We start from the raw sequence: 17,837 nt of genomic DNA, 5'->3' as shown, positions 1-17,837 counted from the left end.
GACCGGATGGGGAAGAGTGTGCATCGATCGGATTCTCATTGTGAATGTATTCATTTTTCAGGATCCGTTCCACTGGGGGAGATCGCCCCGCTGTGGCGTTGATCGTTCTACCCGCGTGTTGCGGGTGGAGAGAGAGAACGCATGAAGTATTCGAAGTTGAGCCTGGCCCTGGCCGGGCTGATGGGCGTTGGCGCCATCGCGGCAGCTGATGACGTCATGGCAATGAGTTATCACATGCAGGACGATCGCGTCTTCCTCAGCGGCGGCGTCACCGTCGCCGATGTGGTGGCGCTGCCCGCACTGCTGGCCAAGGCGCAGGCTGAAGGCCGTCCGATCCGCGAAGTCGTGCTGCGAACGTCCAACGGTGGCGCGCTGATCGCCGGCGAGTGGCTGCAGGCGGTGATCCGTACCCAGGGCCTGGACACCATCGTGTCCGGCCACTGCATTTCGTCCTGCTCGATCATGCAGTCCGGTGGCGTCAACCGTTACCTCGGCGGCGATCTGCCGCTGGTCGACTCGGTGCAGATCCATGCCGCCAGCAGTGGTGGCAGGATCACCTATGCGCCGTCGGCGCGCATGACCCAGATCTACACAGGCAACTACGGCGGCGGCATGGATGCGGGCCTGTTGCACAAGGCCATGTATGAAGTGGTGCAGCCCAATGGCCTGCTGGTATTCCGCGACCCGGCGCGTACCACGGGTACGTCGGTCACCTTCGATCCGGATGGCAGTGGGAGCAAGCTGGAGTCATTCCCGGGCCAGGACATCCGCAGCAACAGCATCATCAACACGGCGGGCTATCGCGATCCGGGCGACACCCTTCGTGTCACCAGCAACGTCAGCGGCGACATCAACCCGGGCTACCTTCGTACCGCGCGCCAGCTGCAGGCCTTTGTCGACGACGATTTCGCGCGCTGGAACACCGACTGGGCCAGCACCTACATCAACTATGCGGTGAGCCTGTACAACTTCTCCACGCGGGGGGCGAACGGTATCGGCGCGCAGTCGTTGCAGCAGCTGCTCGCCGACCCCGACCTCCAGGATGAACTGCGCGGCCAGCTGCGGCTGGCCGATCTGGATGCCTCGACCCTGGCCAACTCCGCCGGCGTGATCCGTGTCAGCAATGGCGCCACCTGGCGCACCGCTGAAACCACCGGCGCCGATTTCATTCTGGTGGACAACGGCACCATCGCACTGGAGGGTGGTGCGCTGCGCACCCCCGAGCTGCGGGTGATGCCGGGCAGCATCGTAGTGGGCCACGGTGATATCGCATCGGTCGGCACTGACAGCGATGCGCTGCTGGATGGCAGCGGCCCGTCCTACCGCGAAGATGGCTTCAACCGCCTGCGCGTGTTCGGCACGCTGATGCCGCGCGGTGGGGATCTGGTGACCCACGGCTACGTCAACATCATGCCCGGCGGCCAGGTGCTGTTCGATGTTACCGAAGCCGGTGGTACCGGCAGTGGCCGCCTGCGCGTCGGCAGCTTCTACGACGGCGGCACCGAGGATGGCGCGCTGGTGATCGCGCAGGGCGCACACCTTGCGTTGAATGTGGCCCAGGGCTTCTATGCCGGTGCCTACCGCCGCGATCTGGTGGAAGGGCCGATCTACCAGGGGGGCTTCCAGGATGTCGTGCGGCTGGGGGACGCCGGATACAGTGCCAGCATCACTGCCGGTGAAGTGTTCCGCCCGCGCCACAATTCACTGCTCAGCTTCAACGTCAACCAGACCGCCGACGGCCTGTGGCTGACCGCCAACCCCGGCTTTGACCAGCTGGGCCTGTTTGCCAACGGTACGTCCGGCGACGGCCTGGGCCGCGCGCTGGCGACCGCCTCCGATCGCCAGGACAAGGGACTGAGATCGCTGCTGGGCGCACTGCAGTTCGCCGACCGCGATGTGATCGCACAACAGGCCGGTGCTCTGCGCGGTGATGCGCACGCCAGCCTGCGACTGGCCGACACCGCGCTGGTGGGCAGCATCGGCAACGTCGTGCAGCAGCACCAGTCGGCCATGCGCAGCGGCGGTGATGCCGATGGCCTGGCCTCTCAGGTGGCGCAGTCGGTCTCCTCCCAGCCGGGCATGCGCCATGGCAGCCTGTTCAACCAGCTGGCGATGCACCTGGTCGAGCCGGCGTCGGGCAGCGTTGCGGGCAGGGCTGATGCTGGACGCAGCCATGGCATCTGGGCGCGTGGTTTCGCCAGCCATGGCCGCCTCGATGCCGACGGTGGCGTGGCCGGCCTGAGCCACACCATCGGTGGCATCGTGGTCGGTGCCGATACCCGCGTGGCCGATGACCGCGTGACCCTGGGCGTCAGCGTGGCCGCGGCAGACATGTCGACCAAGGCCAGCGATGGCTCTGGTTTCACTGGTGACGTGCGTGCGCTGGACGTGGGCGGCTACCTCGATGCGACGTACGCGCGCGGCTATCTGTCGGCGGCCGTGCGCTACACCGATCTGCGCCACGATACGCGTCGCAGCATCAACGGCATCGATGGCCTGCAGCAGCCGCTGCGCGCCAAGTACAGCAACGATGCGATCTCCGCACGGGTGGAACATGCGTTCTCCTTCACGACCGGCAAGGGCCTGGTGATCCAGCCGTTGCTGCCGGTGGTGGACTACGCGCGCACCTCGGCCACCCGCTTCAACGAAGGGCAGGGCGCCGGTGCGCTGGTTGGCCGCAGCGGCAGCCTGGAGAGCATCCGCGTGGGTGCGGGCCTGCAGCTGTTCAAGACCTTCGAAGGCAACAACGGCGAGCGCATCACCCCGCGCGCCCGGGTGGTCTGGCAGAAGGAACTGGGCGATTCGCAGGCCCGCTACAGCACCGGCTTCGCCGCGGCACCGGATCTGGTGTTCGGCGCCAGCAGCCAGGCGGTGGGCGAGCAGGTGCTGGCCTGGAACCTGGGTGTGACCAGCCGTGCCAGCGAGCGGCTGTCGATCATGGCCGATTACGTGGGTGAGCGCCGCGACGGGCAGATCCAGAACGGCGTGATGCTGGGCCTGGGCTACAAGTTCTAAGTGACGCCCGGCACCGGCGATGACGGCATCGCCGGTGCCATCCCAACGCGGGTGCTGCTGCGGTATGGTCGGTCTGCCATTCCACCCAGGCCCGTCCATGCAGATCGCCGTCTTCAGTGCCCGTCCCTACGACCGTCGTTTCCTTGATGAGGCGAACCAGCGCGATGCGGCTGGGGACGGCTTTGCGTTCGTGTACTTCGATGTGGCGCTGGACGTGCACACGGCCGCGCTGGCGCAGGATTGCGCAGCCGTATGCGTGTTCGTCAACGACCGCCTGGATGCGCCGGTGCTGCACGCCCTGCATGCGTTGGGCGTGCGCGCCGTACTGCTGCGCTGCGCCGGCTTCAACAATGTGGACCTGGCAGCCGCGAAAGCGCTGGATCTGTTCGTCGCACGCGTACCGGCCTATTCCCCGGAGGCGGTGGCCGAGCATGCGTTGGCGCTGGTGATGACCCTCAACCGGCAGACCCATCGCGCCTACAACCGCGTGCGCGAGGGCAACTTCATGCTGGATGGCCTGCTCGGGCGCACCTTGCACGGGCGCACGGTCGGCATTGTGGGTACCGGCAAGATCGGGCTGGCCACCGCGCGCATCTTCAACGGCATGGGCTGCACCGTGCTGGGGCACGATCCTTATCCGTCACCCGCGTTCGGCGGTATCGGCGAAATGGTCGGGCTGGATGAACTGCTGGCGCGTGCCGACATCGTGTCGCTGCATTGCCCGCTGACGCCTGAGACTCATCACCTGATCAATGATGCATCACTGGCGCGGATGAAGCCGGGCGCGATGCTGGTCAATACGTCGCGCGGCGCACTGGTCGATACCCATGCGGTGATCCGCGCGCTGAAGTCGCGCCGGCTGGGTCATCTGGCCATCGACGTGTACGAGCAGGAAAGCGCGTTGTTCTTCCAGGACCTGTCCGGCGAGATCATCGACGACGAGGCCTTCCAGCGCCTGATGACCTTCCCGAATGTGCTGGTGACCGGCCACCAGGGCTTCTTCACCGTGGAGGCGCTGCAGGAGATCTCGGCGATCACGCTGGGGAACCTGCAGGATTTCGCGGCCGGGCGGGTGTGCGCCAACCGGGTAGAGGTGGGCTGAGCCGGATGGATTGACCGCCGGGGCGCCCAGCCCGTAAAATCGGGGGCTCCGCCGGAATAGCTCAGTTGGTAGAGCGGCGCATTCGTAATGCGTAGGTCGCAGGTTCGACTCCTGTTTCCGGCACCAGTTGTAATGAAAAGCCCCGGCCTTGGTCGGGGCTTTTTGTTTGCGCCCGCCGGTGATCATTGGATTACCACCTCACCGAAGGCTGCAAGCCTTCATCAACGCCTCGTCATCCCTGCGCCTCGTGCCAGCCACCACGCGAGCTGCCGGAGATAGCCACCTGCTGCTCCCGCCGATGCGCCGATCAGCAGGCGTGCGAGCACTCTGGTCCCGCGCGCGGCTCGCTCCCGCACCCAAGGCAGTACCGCCACCACCTGCGCACCCAGCAACAGCATCAGCACGTCCAGCCCAAGCGCATCCAACACCGGCAGCAACGGCGACAGCGCCGGATTGCAGGCCAGCACGATCACCAGCGCAGCCCCAAGCGTGGCCAATAGCCGGCGCCCGGCGGGCAGGGTGGTCCAGTGCAGCAGTCGGCTGATCAGGCGCATGGCATTCCTTGTGTCATGAGCGCGAACCTCAATCAGGTCCAAGCGCGCGCACCGGCTGCCGCAGCACGGTCTTCAACCGCGCCGCGTCGGTCTTGCGCGGATCGCTCAGGTAGATCTCGTGATGGGGGCCGGCGAAGGCGTAGCCCAGCGAAGGCATCAGTTCGTTGTGCAGATGGGCCAGGGCCGGACCCTCGTCATCGTAGGCGCCTACATGCAGGGTCTGCAGGCAGAGGCCTTCTTCAAGAACTTCGTGGCGAAGGCTGGCCGGAACGTCGCCCAGTTTCTCCGCCGCCTTGGCGATGGCAGCCTCCAACTGCGCTGGACTGATCCCGTCCGGCGTGCGGATCATCACCGTCCACTTCCACTCATCCTTGCGGCGAGCCACAAAGCTCGACGGATCCTCGGCGGTCCACAGGGCTTCCAGCGGTGGCACCACGTAGTCCTGGCCCCCGGCCTTCAGTGCGAACTTCAGTGCATAGCTCACCGCGTACAGCCACTGCACCGCCTCCAGATAGGCTGGCGCGATATTCGGATCGCCGTGGCCGTCGACCATCAGGTAGGGCAGGGGCGGCACCTGCACCGGAACGAACTGGCCTGCCGGTGGCTGGTACAGCGCCCGGTCGCGTTTCTTGAAGTCGATCTTGTCCATGCACCTTCCTCCTGTGCCGAGCATCCCACGCCTTGCTTTCGCAGGCATGCCTGAACATGTTCAGGCGACTTTGCCGAACACGGGCGGAGCAGCCGCCATCGCCCGATGCTAGGATGCCGCCCCCGGGTGTTCTGCCCGCCGCGGTTGCGCGGTGCGACAACGTGTCGCAGCCAGAAACGGGCCTTTCCTGCGCTCGATCATTGTCAATGCCTTTCTTAAATGGTGGGTGACGGCCTAAAATTGAAAGGCTGACTCGACCCCACCTCCCTACCTGTCTTCCGGACCGGTGGGACCGGCTTTGGCCGGAACAGGCAGGACGGGGAACGGCATTCCCTCGCAATTGGATCGACCGATGATTCCGTTGAAAACCCTTGGGCGCTGGTTGCGCCCGGGCCTGCTGCTGTCGTTGCTGGTGATGCTCACTGGCTGCGATGCGGTGGCCATCCTCAGTCCGAAGGGCCAGATCGGCCAGGATGAGAAGACCCTGCTGATCACGGCCACCGTGCTCATGCTGCTGGTCGTCATCCCGGTCATCATCATGACCCTGACCTTCGCGTGGAAGTATCGCGCCTCCAACACCAAGGCCCGCTACGAGCCGAAGTGGTCCCACTCGACGGCGATCGAGGTGGTGGTGTGGTCCATTCCCTGCATGATCGTGCTGGTGCTGGCGGTCCTGACCTGGCGCTCGTCGCACGCACTGGACCCGTACAAGCCGCTGGATTCGGACGTCAAGCCGGTCACCATCGAGGCGATCTCGCTGGACTGGAAGTGGCTGTTCATCTATCCGGAAGAGAAGGTGGCGGTCGTCAACGAAATCAAGTTCCCGGTCAACACGCCGCTGAACTTCAAGATCACGTCCGATTCGGTGATGAATGCGTTCTTCATCCCGCACCTGGGCAGCATGATCTACTCGATGGCTGCGATGGAGACCAAGCTCCATCTGATCGCCAACGAGACCGGTGAATTCCCGGGCATGTCCTCGCACTACAGCGGCGCGGGCTTCGCCAAGATGCACTTCACCGCCTACTCGGTCACCGATGCCGAATACCGCCAGTGGCTGGACCAGGTCCGCGCCGGCGAGCAGACCCTGGACAAGGCCTCGTTCAAGGCGCTGGGTGAAGCACGCAACGCCGAGTGGTATCCGGTCACCTACTTCGGCAAGACCGAAGAAGGCCTGTTCGACTGGGTCATCGCCAAGCACATGGGCGACAACAAGCATTACGGCATGAAGCACGAACACGCCGGTGCCGCCGCTGCCGATGCCGCCAGCCATGAAGCGCACGAGGGCCATGCCCCCAGTGACGCGCATGATTCCAAGGAATCGGGTGAAAACCTGGATGCCAACGAACACGAACACGAACACGCAGGCCACGCCGGCCATGCGGGCTCGGGAGAATGAACATGTTGGGTAAACTCTCAATTGAGTCGATCCCCCACGATCCGATCGTGCTGACCACCCTGGTCGGCGCGGTGCTGGGTGGCCTGGGCGTCATGGCCCTGATCACCAAGTTCAAGCTGTGGGGCTATCTGTGGAAGGAGTGGTTCACTTCGGTGGATCACAAGAAGATCGGCGTGATGTACCTCATCGTCGCCTTCGTCATGCTGCTGCGCGGTTTCTCCGACGCCATCATGATGCGTACCCAGCAGGCGCTCGCCGTCGGCGGGTCCGAGGGTTACCTGCCGCCGCACCACTACGACCAGATCTTCACCGCCCACGGCGTGATCATGATCTTCTTCGTGGCGATGCCGCTGATCACCGGCCTGATGAACCTGGCCGTGCCGCTGCAGATCGGTGCGCGCGACGTCGCGTTCCCGTTCGTCAACTCGCTCAGCTTCTGGCTGTTCGTGTCCGGCGCGGTGCTGATCATGCTGTCGCTGTGGATCGGTGAGTTCGCTGCCACCGGCTGGCTGGCGTTCCCGCCGTTGTCGGGCATCGAATACAGTCCAAGCGTAGGCATGGACTACTACATCTGGGGTCTACAGGTCGCAGGCCTGGGTACCACGCTGAGCGGTATCAACTTCTTCATCACCATCCTGAAGATGCGTACCCCCAGCATGAAGCTGATGCAGATGCCGGTGTTCACCTGGACCGCCCTGGTGACCAACGTGCTGATCGTCGCTGCCTTCCCGGTGCTGACCATCACCCTGGTGCTGCTGACCCTGGACCGTTACCTGGGTACGCACTTCTTCACCAATGACGGTGGCGGCAACGCCATGCTGTACATCAACCTGATCTGGATCTGGGGTCACCCGGAGGTGTACATCCTGGTCCTGCCGGCGTTCGGTGTGTTCTCCGAAGTCATCGCGACCTTCTCGCGCAAGGCGCTGTTCGGCTACAAGGGCATGGTCTACGCCACCGCCTGCATCGGCGTGCTGTCGTTCATCGTGTGGCTGCACCACTTCTTCACCATGGGCTCGGGTGCCAACGTCAATGCCTTCTTCGGCATCACGACGATGATCATCTCGATCCCGACCGGCGTGAAGATCTTCAACTGGCTGTTCACCATGTTCCGCGGTCGCGTGCAGTTCACCACGCCCGTGCTGTGGACCATCGGCTTCATGGTCACCTTCACCATCGGCGGCATGACCGGCGTGATGCTGGCGATCCCGGCCATCGACTTCGTGCTGCACAACAGCCTGTTCCTGATCGCCCACTTCCACAACGTCATCATCGGCGGCGTGGTGTTCGGCATGTTCGCCGGCATCACCTACTGGTGGCCGAAGATGTTCGGCTTCCGCCTGAACGAGTTCTGGGGCAAGTGCGCGTTCTGGTGCTGGTTCATCGGCTTCTACGTGACCTTCATGCCGATGTACGTGCTGGGCTTCATGGGCATGACCCGTCGTCTGCAGAGCACCGTCAACCCGGCCTACGAGCCGCTGCTGCTGGTCGCTGCCGCAGGTGCCTTCATCGTGGGTGCCGGCATCCTGTGCCAGATCATCCAGGTGGCCGTGTCGATCCGCGACCGCAAGAAGACCGCCGACCTGACCGGCGACCCGTGGGATGCCCGTACGCTGGAGTGGGAAACCTCTTCGCCGCCGGCCTTCTACAACTTCGGCAGCCTGCCGGAAGTCACCGAGCTGGACGATTTCTGGGAGCGCAAGCAGCGTGGTGAAGCCTGGCCGAAGCCGGCCAAGTACACCGACATCCACATGCCGCGCAACACCGGCACGGGCGTGGTCATCGGTGCCTTCAGCCTGGTGTTCGGCTTCGCGATGATCTGGCACATCTGGTGGCTGGCCATCGTCGGCTTCGTCGGCATGATCGCCACGTTCATCTACCGCACCTTCGACCAGGACGTGGACTACTGGGTCCCGGCCGCCGAGGTGGAACGCATCGAGAACGAACACCGCAAGCACCTGGAAAACCAGGGCCTGGTGAAGTCGGAGCTGAAGGCATGAGCACCAATACCTCGACCCTGAGCCACGGGCACGCCGCGCAAGCGGCGGCCCATGGCCATGACGACCACGAGCACCACGACACCGGCGGCAACACCGTCTTCGGTTTCTGGGTGTACCTGATGAGCGACTGCCTCATCTTCGCCTCGCTGTTCGCCACCTACGTGGTGCTGGCCGGCGGTACCGATGGTGGCCCGACCGCGAAGGACCTGTTCGAACTGCCGTTCGTGGCATGGGAAACCGCGCTGCTGCTGACCTCCTCGCTGACCTTCGGCCTGGGCATGATTGCCATGCACCGCAAGCAGATGGGCCAGATGTACCTGTGGCTGGGCATCACCTGGCTGCTGGGCTTCGGCTTCATGTGCATGGAAGTGTGGGAGTTCCAGCACCTGATCCATCAGGGCTACGGTCCGGACCGCAGTGCCTTCCTGTCGGCGTTCTTCGCCCTGGTCGGTACCCACGGCCTGCACGTCAGCGCCGGCCTGCTGTGGCTGCTGGTGATGTTCGTGCAGCTGAAGAAGTACGGCCTGACCCCGACCAACAAGACCCGCATGGCGTGCCTGAGCCTGTTCTGGCACTTCCTGGACCTGATCTGGATCGGCGTGTTCTCCGTCGTCTACCTCAATGGAGCCCTGTAATGGCACATGACAACCATGCACACGACCACGGCACCGGCGGCGAAAGCCATGGCACCGTGAAGTCGTACCTGATCGGCTTCGTGCTGGCGGTGGTGCTGACCGTCATCCCGTTCTGGATGGTGATGTCGGGCGACTTCTCGCGCACCGTCAACGGTGTGGTGATCGCGATCACCGCGGTGCTGCAGATGCTGGTCCACCTGGTGTTCTTCCTGCACCTGGACCGCTCTTCGGAAAGCCGCTGGAACGTCAACGCTGCGGCCTTCACCGTGGTGGTGATCGGCATCATCGTGGTCGGTACCCTGTGGGTCATGCACAACATGAACGTGCACATGATGCACTGACGTCCTCGCGACGTTGCCACGCAGAAAGGCCGCCCTCGGGCGGCCTTTTTGTTTGTCTGCGGATATGGGTAGTGCCGGCCGCTGGCCGGCAATCGCGGGAAGCCGGCCGGCTCTACCCCGCCACCCGGCGCAGGAACTCTTCGGCATCCATAGGCCGGCCCAGATGATAGCCCTGCAGCTGGTCGCAGCCCAGTTCGCTCAGGTATTCGCGCTGCGCCTGCGTCTCCACGCCTTCGGCCACCACCTGCAGCTGCAGGGTGCGGCCCAGCGCGATGATCGACGACACGATGGCGGCATCCTCGTCGTTGCGTTCCAGGTCATGCACGAACGCGCGGTCGATCTTCAGTTCGGTGGCCGGCATCCGCTTCAGGTACAGCAGGCTGGAGTAGCCGGTGCCGAAATCGTCGATGGCGATATGCACGCCCATCGCCGTCAGGTCGTTGAGGATCGCCAGGCTGGCGTCGACATCCTTCATCGCCGTGGTCTCGGTGATCTCCAGGGTCAGCCGTGCCGGCTCGATCCGGTGCCGCTGCAGCACCTCGCGCACGCTCTCCAGCAGGGCCGGCGAGGCGAACTGCAGCGGCGACAGGTTCACCGCCATCGACCATTCCGTATGCCCGGCCTCGTGCCATGCACGCAGCTGTGCACAGGCACGGTCCAGTACCCAGTCGCCGATCGGCAGGATCAGGCCACTGCGCTCGGCGATGGGAATGAACACATCCGGCGCCAGCAGGCCCAGTTCCGGGTGCTGCCAGCGCAGCAGCGCCTCGGCGCCAGTGGCCGGTGCGCCAGCGGCCGGGAACTTCGGCTGGTAGTGCAGCAGCAGCTCGTCACGCGCGATCGCCTTGCGCAGGTCCTGCAGCAGGCGCAGCTGGCGGTTGGCACTGAGCTGCATCGACGGGGTGAAGAAGGTATAGCCGTTCCGGCCGGTTTCCTTGGTGTGGTACATCGCCGCGTCGGCGTGCGCCATCAGTTCGCGCTCGTTGCTGGCGTCATCCGGGTACAGGGCGATGCCGAGACTGGCGCTGACCTGCAGTTCGGCGGCATCCAGGGTGAATGGTTCGCCGGCAGCGGCGATGATGCGTTCGGCCACCACCACCGCATCGTCCGGGGTGTCGATGGCCAGCACGATCACGAACTCGTCGCCGCCGAGGCGCGCGAACGTGTCCTGCGGCCGCAGCAGGCCGCCGATGCGCTGTGCCACCGCCACCAGCAGGCGGTCGCCCAATTGGTGGCCGTAGGCATCGTTGACCGCCTTGAAGCCGTCCAGGTCGCAGAACATCACCGCCACTGCGCGGCCGCGGCGGCGCGCCTTTTCGATGGCCTGCTCGATGCGGTCCTGCAGCAGCATGCGGTTGGGCAGCTGGGTCAGCGGGTCATGCAGGGCGGCCTGGATCAGCTTGTCGTTGGCGTGTGCCAGTGAATCGGCCAGCAGCCCGGTGCGCACGCGCATCTGCCGATCGAACAGCGAGGCGACCAGGGCGATACCCAGGGTGGCTACAGTGGTGACGATCACCAGCACTGCCAGCCAGCGCGTGTCGATGCCGCCGCTGCCGACCGCGCCGCAGATGCTGCCTTCGGGGAAGCGTGCGGCGGCCATGCCGGTGTAATGCATGCCGACGATGGCCAGGCCCATCACCAGCGAGGCCAGTGCGCGCAGGCGCGTGGTGTGGCGCTGCTCGGAACGCAGGCGGAAGGCGATCCACAGCGCCGCGCCGGCGGCACCGATGGCTACTGCAATGGAGGCGGCGAACCAGCCCGGGTGATAGTCGATACCTGGCTGCATGCGCATCGCGGCCATGCCGAGGTAGTGCATGGTGGCAATGCCCAGGCCCATCAGCACGGCGCCGGCCAGCAGTCGTCGCCAGGGCAGGCTGGGTCGTGACACCAGCCACAGCGCATAGGCCGAAGCGCCGATCGACACTGCAAGCGAATACAGGGTGATGCCGAGGTCGTAGCCGACCGGGATCGGCAGGTCGAAGGCCAGCATGCCGATGAAATGCATCGACCAGATACCCAGGCCCATCGCCGCCGCGCCGCCGGCCAGCCACCAGCGGGCCACGCGGCCCTCGGCCGTGGCCAGGCGGCCGGCCATGTCCAGCGCCGTGTACGAAGCAAGAATGGCCACCAGCAGGGAGATGGCGACCAGGCTCTGACTGTAACTGCCAGTCATGTTGAATCCAGAGGGGGAGGGAGGGGCGCCCGCAAGGCGCACGCCCGCGACAGCTATCGGCGCGGGTGGGCGGGACTTGAGCGGTCGCAGCACCTGCGACCCGGCTCGGCTATCCTGCCACGCCTGTTCCCGTTGCTGGAAATCATCCGATGGCAAAAGCCCGCACCGCCTACGTCTGCAGTGAATGCGGCGCCGAATTCAGCAAGTGGCAGGGCCAGTGCACCGAGTGCAACGCCTGGAACTCGCTGTCGGAAATCGTGCTGGAGAGCGCGGCGGCGGCCAAGGCGCCCGCGTCGCGCCGGGCCGGCTGGGCCGGCAAGATCGACCCGCCGAAGATCACCGCCCTGAAGGACGTGGAGCAGACCGAGCATCGCCGTGTCTCGACCGGCATCGGCGAGTTCGATCGCGTGCTGGGCGGTGGCCTGGTCGAGGGCGCGGTGGTACTGGTCGGTGGTGACCCGGGCATCGGCAAGTCGACCCTGCTGCTGCAGGCGGTGGCGAAGATGGCGGCCGAGCTGCCGGTGCTGTACGTCACCGGCGAGGAGTCGCTGGCCCAGGTGGCCGGCCGCGCACACCGGCTGGAATTGCCGCTGGATGGTGTCAACGCGCTGGCCGAGACCGGCGTCGAGTCGATCCTGCAGCATGCGTCCAAGGCCGGCCCACGGCTGATCGTGGCCGACTCCGTGCAGACCCTGTGGACCGAGAGCCTGACCGCCGCGCCCGGCTCGGTCAGCCAGGTGCGCGAGAGCGCGGCGCGGCTGGTGCGTTTCGCCAAGGAGACCGGCACCGCCGTGTTCCTGGTCGGCCACGTGACCAAGGAGGGCGGTATCGCCGGCCCGCGCGTGCTCGAACACATGGTCGATGCGGTGCTGTACTTCGAAGGCGAGAGTGGCAGCCGCTTCCGCCTGCTGCGCGCGTTCAAGAACCGCTTCGGTGCGGTCAACGAGCTGGGCGTGTTCGCGATGGGCGACAAGGGCCTGAAGGAAGTCTCCAATCCGTCGGCGATCTTCCTGTCCGGTGGCAGCACCCATCAGCCGGGCAGCTGCGTGATGGTCACCCGCGAGGGTACCCGGCCGCTGCTGGTGGAAGTGCAGGCACTGGTCGATGCGTCGCCGCTGTCGAACCCGCGTCGTGTCGCGGTCGGCCTGGAGCAGAACCGGCTGGCCATGCTGCTGGCGGTGCTGCATCGCCACGGCGGCGTGCTGGTCGGCGACCAGGACGTGTTCGTCAACGTGGTCGGTGGCATCCGCGTGCAGGAGACCGCTGCCGACCTGCCGGTGCTGCTGGCGGTGCTGTCCTCGCTGCAGGACCGGCCGCTGGCGGAAAAGACGATTGCGTTTGGCGAGGTTGGCCTGTCCGGCGAGATCCGACCGGTACCCAATGGCGAAGACCGCCTGCGCGAGGCCGCCACCCATGGTTTCAAGCGCGCCATCGTGCCCAAGGCCAATGCGCCCAAGGGCGGCTCGGTGAAGGGCATGGAAGTGATCGCGGTGGAGCGCCTGTCCGAGGCTATCGACGCGGCGTGATCGCGCCGGGCATGGCCCGGCGTCACCACCGCGCACGTGGAATACGGCGGCCGACACGGTAACGGTCAGCCTCCCTGTGCTAGTTTTTCCCGCTCGACGAAGACGCCCTCTGGCGTCTTTCCGTGCCCAGGAGTAAACGATTACATGCAGGACACCGCGCTCACCGCCCCCAACGCCGAAATCCGTCGCGCCGGGGTCGATCTCAATGGACTGATGACGGTGCTGGGCAAGCACCTGTATTCCACCCCGGTGGTGGCGCTGCGTGAGCTGGTGCAGAACGCGCACGACTCGATCATCCGCCGCCGCATCGAACAGCCCGGCATCGAAGTGCCATCGCGCATTTCGGTGCAGGTCGATGCCGCTGCCGGCGTGCTGCGCATCATCGATACCGGCGCCGGCCTGACCCGCCAGGAGATCCATGACTACCTGGCCACCGTCGGCGTCGGCTACACCCGCGGCCTGCGCCAGGGTGGCGAGGACGATGAGGGCCTGATCGGCATGTTCGGCCTCGGCTTCCTGTCGGCCTTCGTGCTGGCGCGCCGGGTCAGCGTGCGCACCACCTCGTACCAGACGCCGGAACTGGGCCATCTGTACGTGTCCAGCAACGCCGAGCAGTACACCGTCAGCGAAGTGCCGGCACGCGCGGTCGGCACCGAGGTGGAACTGGAGCTGCATCCGGACTTCCTGCCGCTGGCCAACGAGGCGCGCCTGCACGAAGTGCTGGGTCGCTACTGCGCGCTGCTGTCCGAGCCGATCTTCATCGGTGCTGCAGGCGAGGCGCTCAACCCCGAGCCGCCGCCGTGGCGCGGCCAGGGCGATGTGGCCCTGCATCCGGTGCAGGCGCGTCGCCAGGCGCTGCAGTTCGCGGCGCGTTTCGAACATGATTTCGAGCCGATCGTCACCGTGCCGTTGCGCGCTGATAGCAGCAGTGATGCCACCGGCCTGCTGTGGGTGCAGGACGGTGCTACCTACGGCACCAGCGATAACCGCAACCTGTCGGTGTTCGTGCGCGGCATGCTGCTGGACGACGACGCCCGCGACCTGCTGCCGCCGTGGGCGGGCTTCATCGGCGGGGTGATCGAATCCTCGCGGCTCACGCCCACCGCCAGCCGCGAAGACCTGCAGCGCGATGACCAGTACCGCGCCGTGCAGCATGCGTTGCTGGAGGCGCTGATCGACGGCCTGGCCGACGTCGCGCGGCAGCAGCCGGAAGCGTGGCGACGTGTATTGAGCCGCCACAACGAGGCGCTGCTGGGCGCGGCGCTGTGCGATGACCGCCTGTTCGACCTGTTGCTGGAGCACGTGCGCGTGCCGACCTCGCAGGGCGATCTGCCTGCCAGTGCGCTGCCCGCACGCGGTGCCGTGCATGTGATCCTCGACAACGGTGGCGGCTTCGAGGAAATGCTGTTCCGTGCGATGGGCGTGCCGGTCGCGCATGGCCATCGCTATGCGGTGGTGCCGTTCCTGCGGCGCTGGGCCCAGGCCAAGGGCCTGCGCCTGGTCGAGCTGGGGACCGAGCAGGGCAACCGCGCGCTGTTCCGCAGCGATGACAGCCTCGACGAGGCGCAGCTGGCGTGGCTGCGCGAGCAGCTGGGTGACGGCGAACAATTGCTGCCGGCACGCTTCAGCCCCGAGTCGCTGCCGGTGGTGGTGGTGCCCGATCGCGAAGCCGAACTGAAGCAGCGCCTGGAAGACGATGAGAACGACAAGCGCGTTTCAATGGCGGCGCTGCGGCTGGCGCGTCAGTTCACCGCGCGCATCGAATCGCGTGCGCCATCGCGGCTGTACCTCAACCTCGACAACCCCGCGGTGCAGGCGCTGCTGCGCGCCCAGCGCGAGGGCCACCCGCAGGCCGAAGCCGCAGCGCGCCTGCTGCGCTCACTGAAGATCATCGTCGCCGCGCAGGGCCGTCCCCTGGCCCGCGCGACCGCCACGCCCGGCCCGGATCTCAACGGCGCCTTCACCGATATCGCCGGTGCCCTGCAGCAGATGCTGCGCTGAGCACTGCATCCTCTCATCCAGCCTTCGCTAGACAGGAGTACTTACCCCATGGACATCTGGAACTGGGTCGAAAAACTGCAGGGTGACCTGCGCCAGGCCGGCCAGGCGCAGAATGCGCACCTGCTGAACCGCCTCGCCGACGAGGTGAGCGAACTGCGTGTCGACCGCGTTGACGCGCTGCTGCCCGAAGCGCGTGCGCTGGGCAAGGCGCTGGACAATCCGTGGGTCGACGTTTACGTCGGCCACTGGGCGCTGCGCAACCGCGTCGGCAATCGTGTCGAAGGCGAGAGCGCGCTGGGCGAAGCCGTGGCGCTGTTCGAGCGTGCGCATCGCGAGGACACCCTGGAGTGCCCGCAGTCGATCTGCGTGACCCAGGATCTTGCCGCCTGCTACGGCAACATCGATGGCCCCGGCTGGGTGCCCGAGCGTATCGAGGTGTGCGATGAAACACTGGGTCGCATCGACCCGAGCTGGGCCTGCTTCCAGTGCCTGAGCTGCGAGAAGGCCGATGCACTGCTTGATGATGGCCGTGGCCAGGATGCACTGGATTACCTGCAGGTGCAGTCCGACGCGATCGAGGCCTGCGGCAAGGAAGTGTTCGACAGCTTCCCGGAGATGCAGATCAAGATCCTGCTGGGCATGGGCCGCGCCGAAGAAGCGCTGCTGCTGATCGAGAAGCGCGAGGCCGAAGTGGCCGCGTCCGGCGAGTACGAGCCGGCCAACTGCACGGTGCCGCGCCGCCTGTCCAAGGCGTGGGCGCTGGCCCAGCTGGACCGCGACGAAGAGGCCCTGCAGCAGCTGGTGCCGTGGAGCGAGCTGACGCCTACCTACTGGCGGCTGTGGGCGAACACCGCCGCAGCGCTGTGCCGGCGTGATCCCGCACGCAATACCTGGGACCTGGGTACGCGCTTCAACACCATCATCGAACACTTTGCCGAGGTTGGCTCGCACCGCCTGCTGATCGAAGTCGCTGCGTTGAGCCTGGAGCTGGCCCTGCAGCGTGGCGCACGCTGGGTGGCGATGCGCCAGCTGGAACTGGCGCGTACCCATCTGGCACAGCTGCGCCAGGACCGTGGGGCGGCTGCGCTGGTGGCCGGCCTGGCGGCACGCATCGATGCATTGCCGGATGTGGCGCCGCTGCCGGTGCCAGCCGCTGAACTACTGGTTTGGCTGAACGAGCAGGGAGAGCAGAATCAGTCGCGCGATCCCGAACGTGAGGCGCAGTGGCTGCTGCAGGCACAGGCGCAGCTGCCAGATGACGAGGCGCTGGCCGAGATGGCTGCCTCCGCGCTGAGCGCCTGTGGGGCGCAGACGGAAGCGCGCGCATTGCTGTGGCGCTTCGTGCGCGCACATGCGCAGGATGATGGCCCGGCCGCCTACACGCTGATGCGCTGGCTGACCGAGCAGGGCGACGATGCCGGCCTGCGCCAGTTGGCTGATCTCTATCGTGGCAGCGTGCCGGTGTTCGCGCACTGGTGCGAGGTGCAGCGCGCCCGTCGCGTGTCCGACTGGCCGGCACTGGAGCAGGCCGCGCAGGCGCTGCTGGCGGCCTCGCCGGGCTCGCATGGCGCACGCGGTACGCTGGCGCGGATGTACATGGAAACCGGTCGCTTCAGCGAGGCGCAGGCCTGCTATGCGCAGCTGGTGGAGCTGCTGGAAGAACCCAACGCCGCACACTGGGACCACATGAGCGCGGCCAGCGCGGCACGCGACTGGGATGCGGTGCGCCGCTCGGCGGCGGCGATCGGCATGGAGCTGTCCAGCCAGGACGGCGTGGTCGAGGAGCCGTGGGGCTGGGTGATCATCCGCAGCGAAGAGAACGGCGAGCCGATGGAGTACTACGCGCGCCGCAGTGGCCCGGTCACCGCGCGTATCGTCGAGAACGCACCGGCCAACCGCGCCCAGCAGGTGGGCGACTGGGTGGTGTTCGATGCTGCGCTGGTGCACCCGGCGCCGGAGGAGGAAGAAGCGCGCGAGCACTTCATCCCGACCTATGCGCAGGTGCATGTGCTGGAGCGCGGCGGCTTCGCCCGCAGTTGGCTGATTGACGGCGCACACCCGGGCGAAGAGGCGTGGAATGCTTTCGTCGCAGCGGCCGAGGCGCAGGGCTGGCAGGTGTGGTCGCACAGCCGCCCGGATTACACCGTGACCGATCCGGGCGAGGAGGAGGGCACGCTGCCGGGCCTGCTGTTCACGGTCGCCCAGCCGCAGGACCATGCGCCGCTGGCGCTGCACCGCTTCCTGCAGCAGGAAACCGCGAAGTGGCCGCATCCGCATTGCTGGCTGCGCCTGGCCGAAGCCTGCGACCAGGATCGCCAGCCGCACCTGGACGTGATCGAGCGTTACGGCTTGTAAGCCGGGTATCGGGTAGTGGCGGGCGGGGGGGGGCCCCGCCCGGCGCTCCAGGGTTTGGGGCGCCCCGCCGGCCCCCCACCACACAGC

The 17,837-nt window shown here is 66.3% G+C and carries 12 protein-coding genes and 1 tRNA gene; 10 read left to right on the top strand and 3 right to left on the bottom strand.

Features of this window, described 5'->3' with window-relative positions; all coding sequences use genetic code 11:
* Positions 1–141: 141 nt before the first annotated feature.
* The 3 genes from ABE423_RS15205 to ABE423_RS15195 all read left to right on the top strand — a co-directional run bounded on the left by ABE423_RS15205 (position 142) and on the right by ABE423_RS15195 (position 4,243).
* Positions 142–3,015 carry an autotransporter domain-containing protein gene (locus ABE423_RS15205; protein ID WP_346486610.1) on the top strand — a complete coding sequence of 958 codons (2,874 nt, stop codon included), beginning with the start codon at positions 142–144 and terminating at the stop codon, positions 3,013–3,015.
* Positions 3,016–3,112: 97 nt separating this feature from the next.
* Complete coding sequence (locus ABE423_RS15200; RefSeq protein ID WP_293792960.1) at positions 3,113–4,117, top strand: 2-hydroxyacid dehydrogenase; 1,005 nt, start codon at positions 3,113–3,115, stop codon at positions 4,115–4,117.
* Positions 4,118–4,167: 50 nt separating this feature from the next.
* A tRNA-Thr gene (locus tag ABE423_RS15195) sits at positions 4,168–4,243 on the top strand.
* Between the two features lie 95 nt (positions 4,244–4,338).
* Here ABE423_RS15195 and ABE423_RS15190 read toward each other — a convergent pair.
* The gene (locus ABE423_RS15190; protein WP_125895440.1) at positions 4,339–4,671 is read right to left on the bottom strand and encodes a hypothetical protein; all 333 of its coding nucleotides are present in this window, start codon (positions 4,669–4,671) and stop codon (positions 4,339–4,341) included.
* Between the two features lie 28 nt (positions 4,672–4,699).
* A complete protein-coding gene (locus ABE423_RS15185) occupies positions 4,700–5,320 on the bottom strand; it encodes a GyrI-like domain-containing protein (RefSeq protein WP_125895441.1) in 621 nt (206 codons plus the stop codon).
* A 352-nt stretch (positions 5,321–5,672) separates the two neighbouring features.
* Between ABE423_RS15185 and cyoA the strand changes: the two genes are divergently transcribed.
* From cyoA to cyoD, 4 genes are read left to right on the top strand one after another with little or no spacing between them, the layout of a single operon-like run.
* Positions 5,673–6,719: a ubiquinol oxidase subunit II gene (gene cyoA / locus ABE423_RS15180; RefSeq protein WP_346486608.1), complete on the top strand. Its 1,047-nt coding sequence runs from the start codon at positions 5,673–5,675 to the stop codon at positions 6,717–6,719.
* 2 nt (positions 6,720–6,721) lie between these two features.
* Positions 6,722–8,719: a cytochrome o ubiquinol oxidase subunit I gene (gene cyoB, locus ABE423_RS15175; protein WP_049462341.1), complete on the top strand. Its 1,998-nt coding sequence runs from the start codon at positions 6,722–6,724 to the stop codon at positions 8,717–8,719.
* A complete protein-coding gene (gene cyoC, locus ABE423_RS15170; RefSeq protein WP_012510428.1) occupies positions 8,716–9,354 on the top strand; it encodes a cytochrome o ubiquinol oxidase subunit III in 639 nt (212 codons plus the stop codon). The genes cyoB and cyoC overlap by 4 nt, the downstream gene beginning before the upstream one ends.
* Positions 9,354–9,695, top strand: a complete 342-nt coding sequence (gene cyoD, locus ABE423_RS15165) for a cytochrome o ubiquinol oxidase subunit IV (RefSeq protein WP_005408584.1) — start codon at positions 9,354–9,356, stop codon at positions 9,693–9,695. Before cyoC ends, cyoD begins: the two co-directional genes overlap by 1 nt.
* Before the next feature lie 112 nt (positions 9,696–9,807).
* On the opposite strand, the gene ABE423_RS15160 is transcribed toward cyoD, so the two are convergent.
* Entirely contained in the window at positions 9,808–11,868 is a 2,061-nt protein-coding gene (locus tag ABE423_RS15160) for a bifunctional diguanylate cyclase/phosphodiesterase (RefSeq protein ID WP_293792985.1), read from the bottom strand.
* Positions 11,869–12,017: 149 nt separating this feature from the next.
* On the opposite strand from ABE423_RS15160, the gene radA reads away from it, so the two are divergent.
* The 3 genes from radA to ABE423_RS15145 all read left to right on the top strand — a co-directional run bounded on the left by radA (position 12,018) and on the right by ABE423_RS15145 (position 17,750).
* The gene (gene radA / locus ABE423_RS15155; protein ID WP_149909388.1) at positions 12,018–13,394 is read left to right on the top strand and encodes a DNA repair protein RadA; all 1,377 of its coding nucleotides are present in this window, start codon (positions 12,018–12,020) and stop codon (positions 13,392–13,394) included.
* Positions 13,395–13,538: 144 nt separating this feature from the next.
* Positions 13,539–15,395, top strand: coding sequence for an ATP-binding protein (locus tag ABE423_RS15150; RefSeq protein WP_293792990.1), 1,857 nt, complete (start codon positions 13,539–13,541; stop codon positions 15,393–15,395).
* Between the two features lie 48 nt (positions 15,396–15,443).
* Positions 15,444–17,750, top strand: coding sequence for a tetratricopeptide repeat protein (locus tag ABE423_RS15145; RefSeq protein WP_346486603.1), 2,307 nt, complete (start codon positions 15,444–15,446; stop codon positions 17,748–17,750).
* Positions 17,751–17,837: the final 87 nt, after the last annotated feature.

Source organism: Stenotrophomonas sp. TWI1409 (assembly GCF_039673015.1).
GTDB classification, from domain to species: domain Bacteria; phylum Pseudomonadota; class Gammaproteobacteria; order Xanthomonadales; family Xanthomonadaceae; genus Stenotrophomonas; species Stenotrophomonas maltophilia_A.
The sequence above is the reverse complement of the archived record's forward strand: the minus strand, read 5'-3'. Positions and strand labels throughout refer to the sequence as shown.

What these genes read in the sequence shown, in the direction of transcription:
- ABE423_RS15205 (WP_346486610.1), top strand. Translation starts at nt 142, where the DNA reads ATGAAGTATTCGAAGTTGAGCCTGGCCCTGGCCGGGCTGATGGGCGTT.
- ABE423_RS15200 (WP_293792960.1), top strand. Translation starts at nt 3,113, where the DNA reads ATGCAGATCGCCGTCTTCAGTGCCCGTCCCTACGACCGTCGTTTCCTT.
- ABE423_RS15190 (WP_125895440.1), bottom strand. Translation starts at nt 4,671, where the DNA reads ATGCGCCTGATCAGCCGACTGCTGCACTGGACCACCCTGCCCGCCGGG.
- ABE423_RS15185 (WP_125895441.1), bottom strand. Translation starts at nt 5,320, where the DNA reads ATGGACAAGATCGACTTCAAGAAACGCGACCGGGCGCTGTACCAGCCA.
- cyoA (WP_346486608.1), top strand. Translation starts at nt 5,673, where the DNA reads ATGATTCCGTTGAAAACCCTTGGGCGCTGGTTGCGCCCGGGCCTGCTG.
- cyoB (WP_049462341.1), top strand. Translation starts at nt 6,722, where the DNA reads ATGTTGGGTAAACTCTCAATTGAGTCGATCCCCCACGATCCGATCGTG.
- cyoC (WP_012510428.1), top strand. Translation starts at nt 8,716, where the DNA reads ATGAGCACCAATACCTCGACCCTGAGCCACGGGCACGCCGCGCAAGCG.
- cyoD (WP_005408584.1), top strand. Translation starts at nt 9,354, where the DNA reads ATGGCACATGACAACCATGCACACGACCACGGCACCGGCGGCGAAAGC.
- ABE423_RS15160 (WP_293792985.1), bottom strand. Translation starts at nt 11,868, where the DNA reads ATGACTGGCAGTTACAGTCAGAGCCTGGTCGCCATCTCCCTGCTGGTG.
- radA (WP_149909388.1), top strand. Translation starts at nt 12,018, where the DNA reads ATGGCAAAAGCCCGCACCGCCTACGTCTGCAGTGAATGCGGCGCCGAA.
- ABE423_RS15150 (WP_293792990.1), top strand. Translation starts at nt 13,539, where the DNA reads ATGCAGGACACCGCGCTCACCGCCCCCAACGCCGAAATCCGTCGCGCC.
- ABE423_RS15145 (WP_346486603.1), top strand. Translation starts at nt 15,444, where the DNA reads ATGGACATCTGGAACTGGGTCGAAAAACTGCAGGGTGACCTGCGCCAG.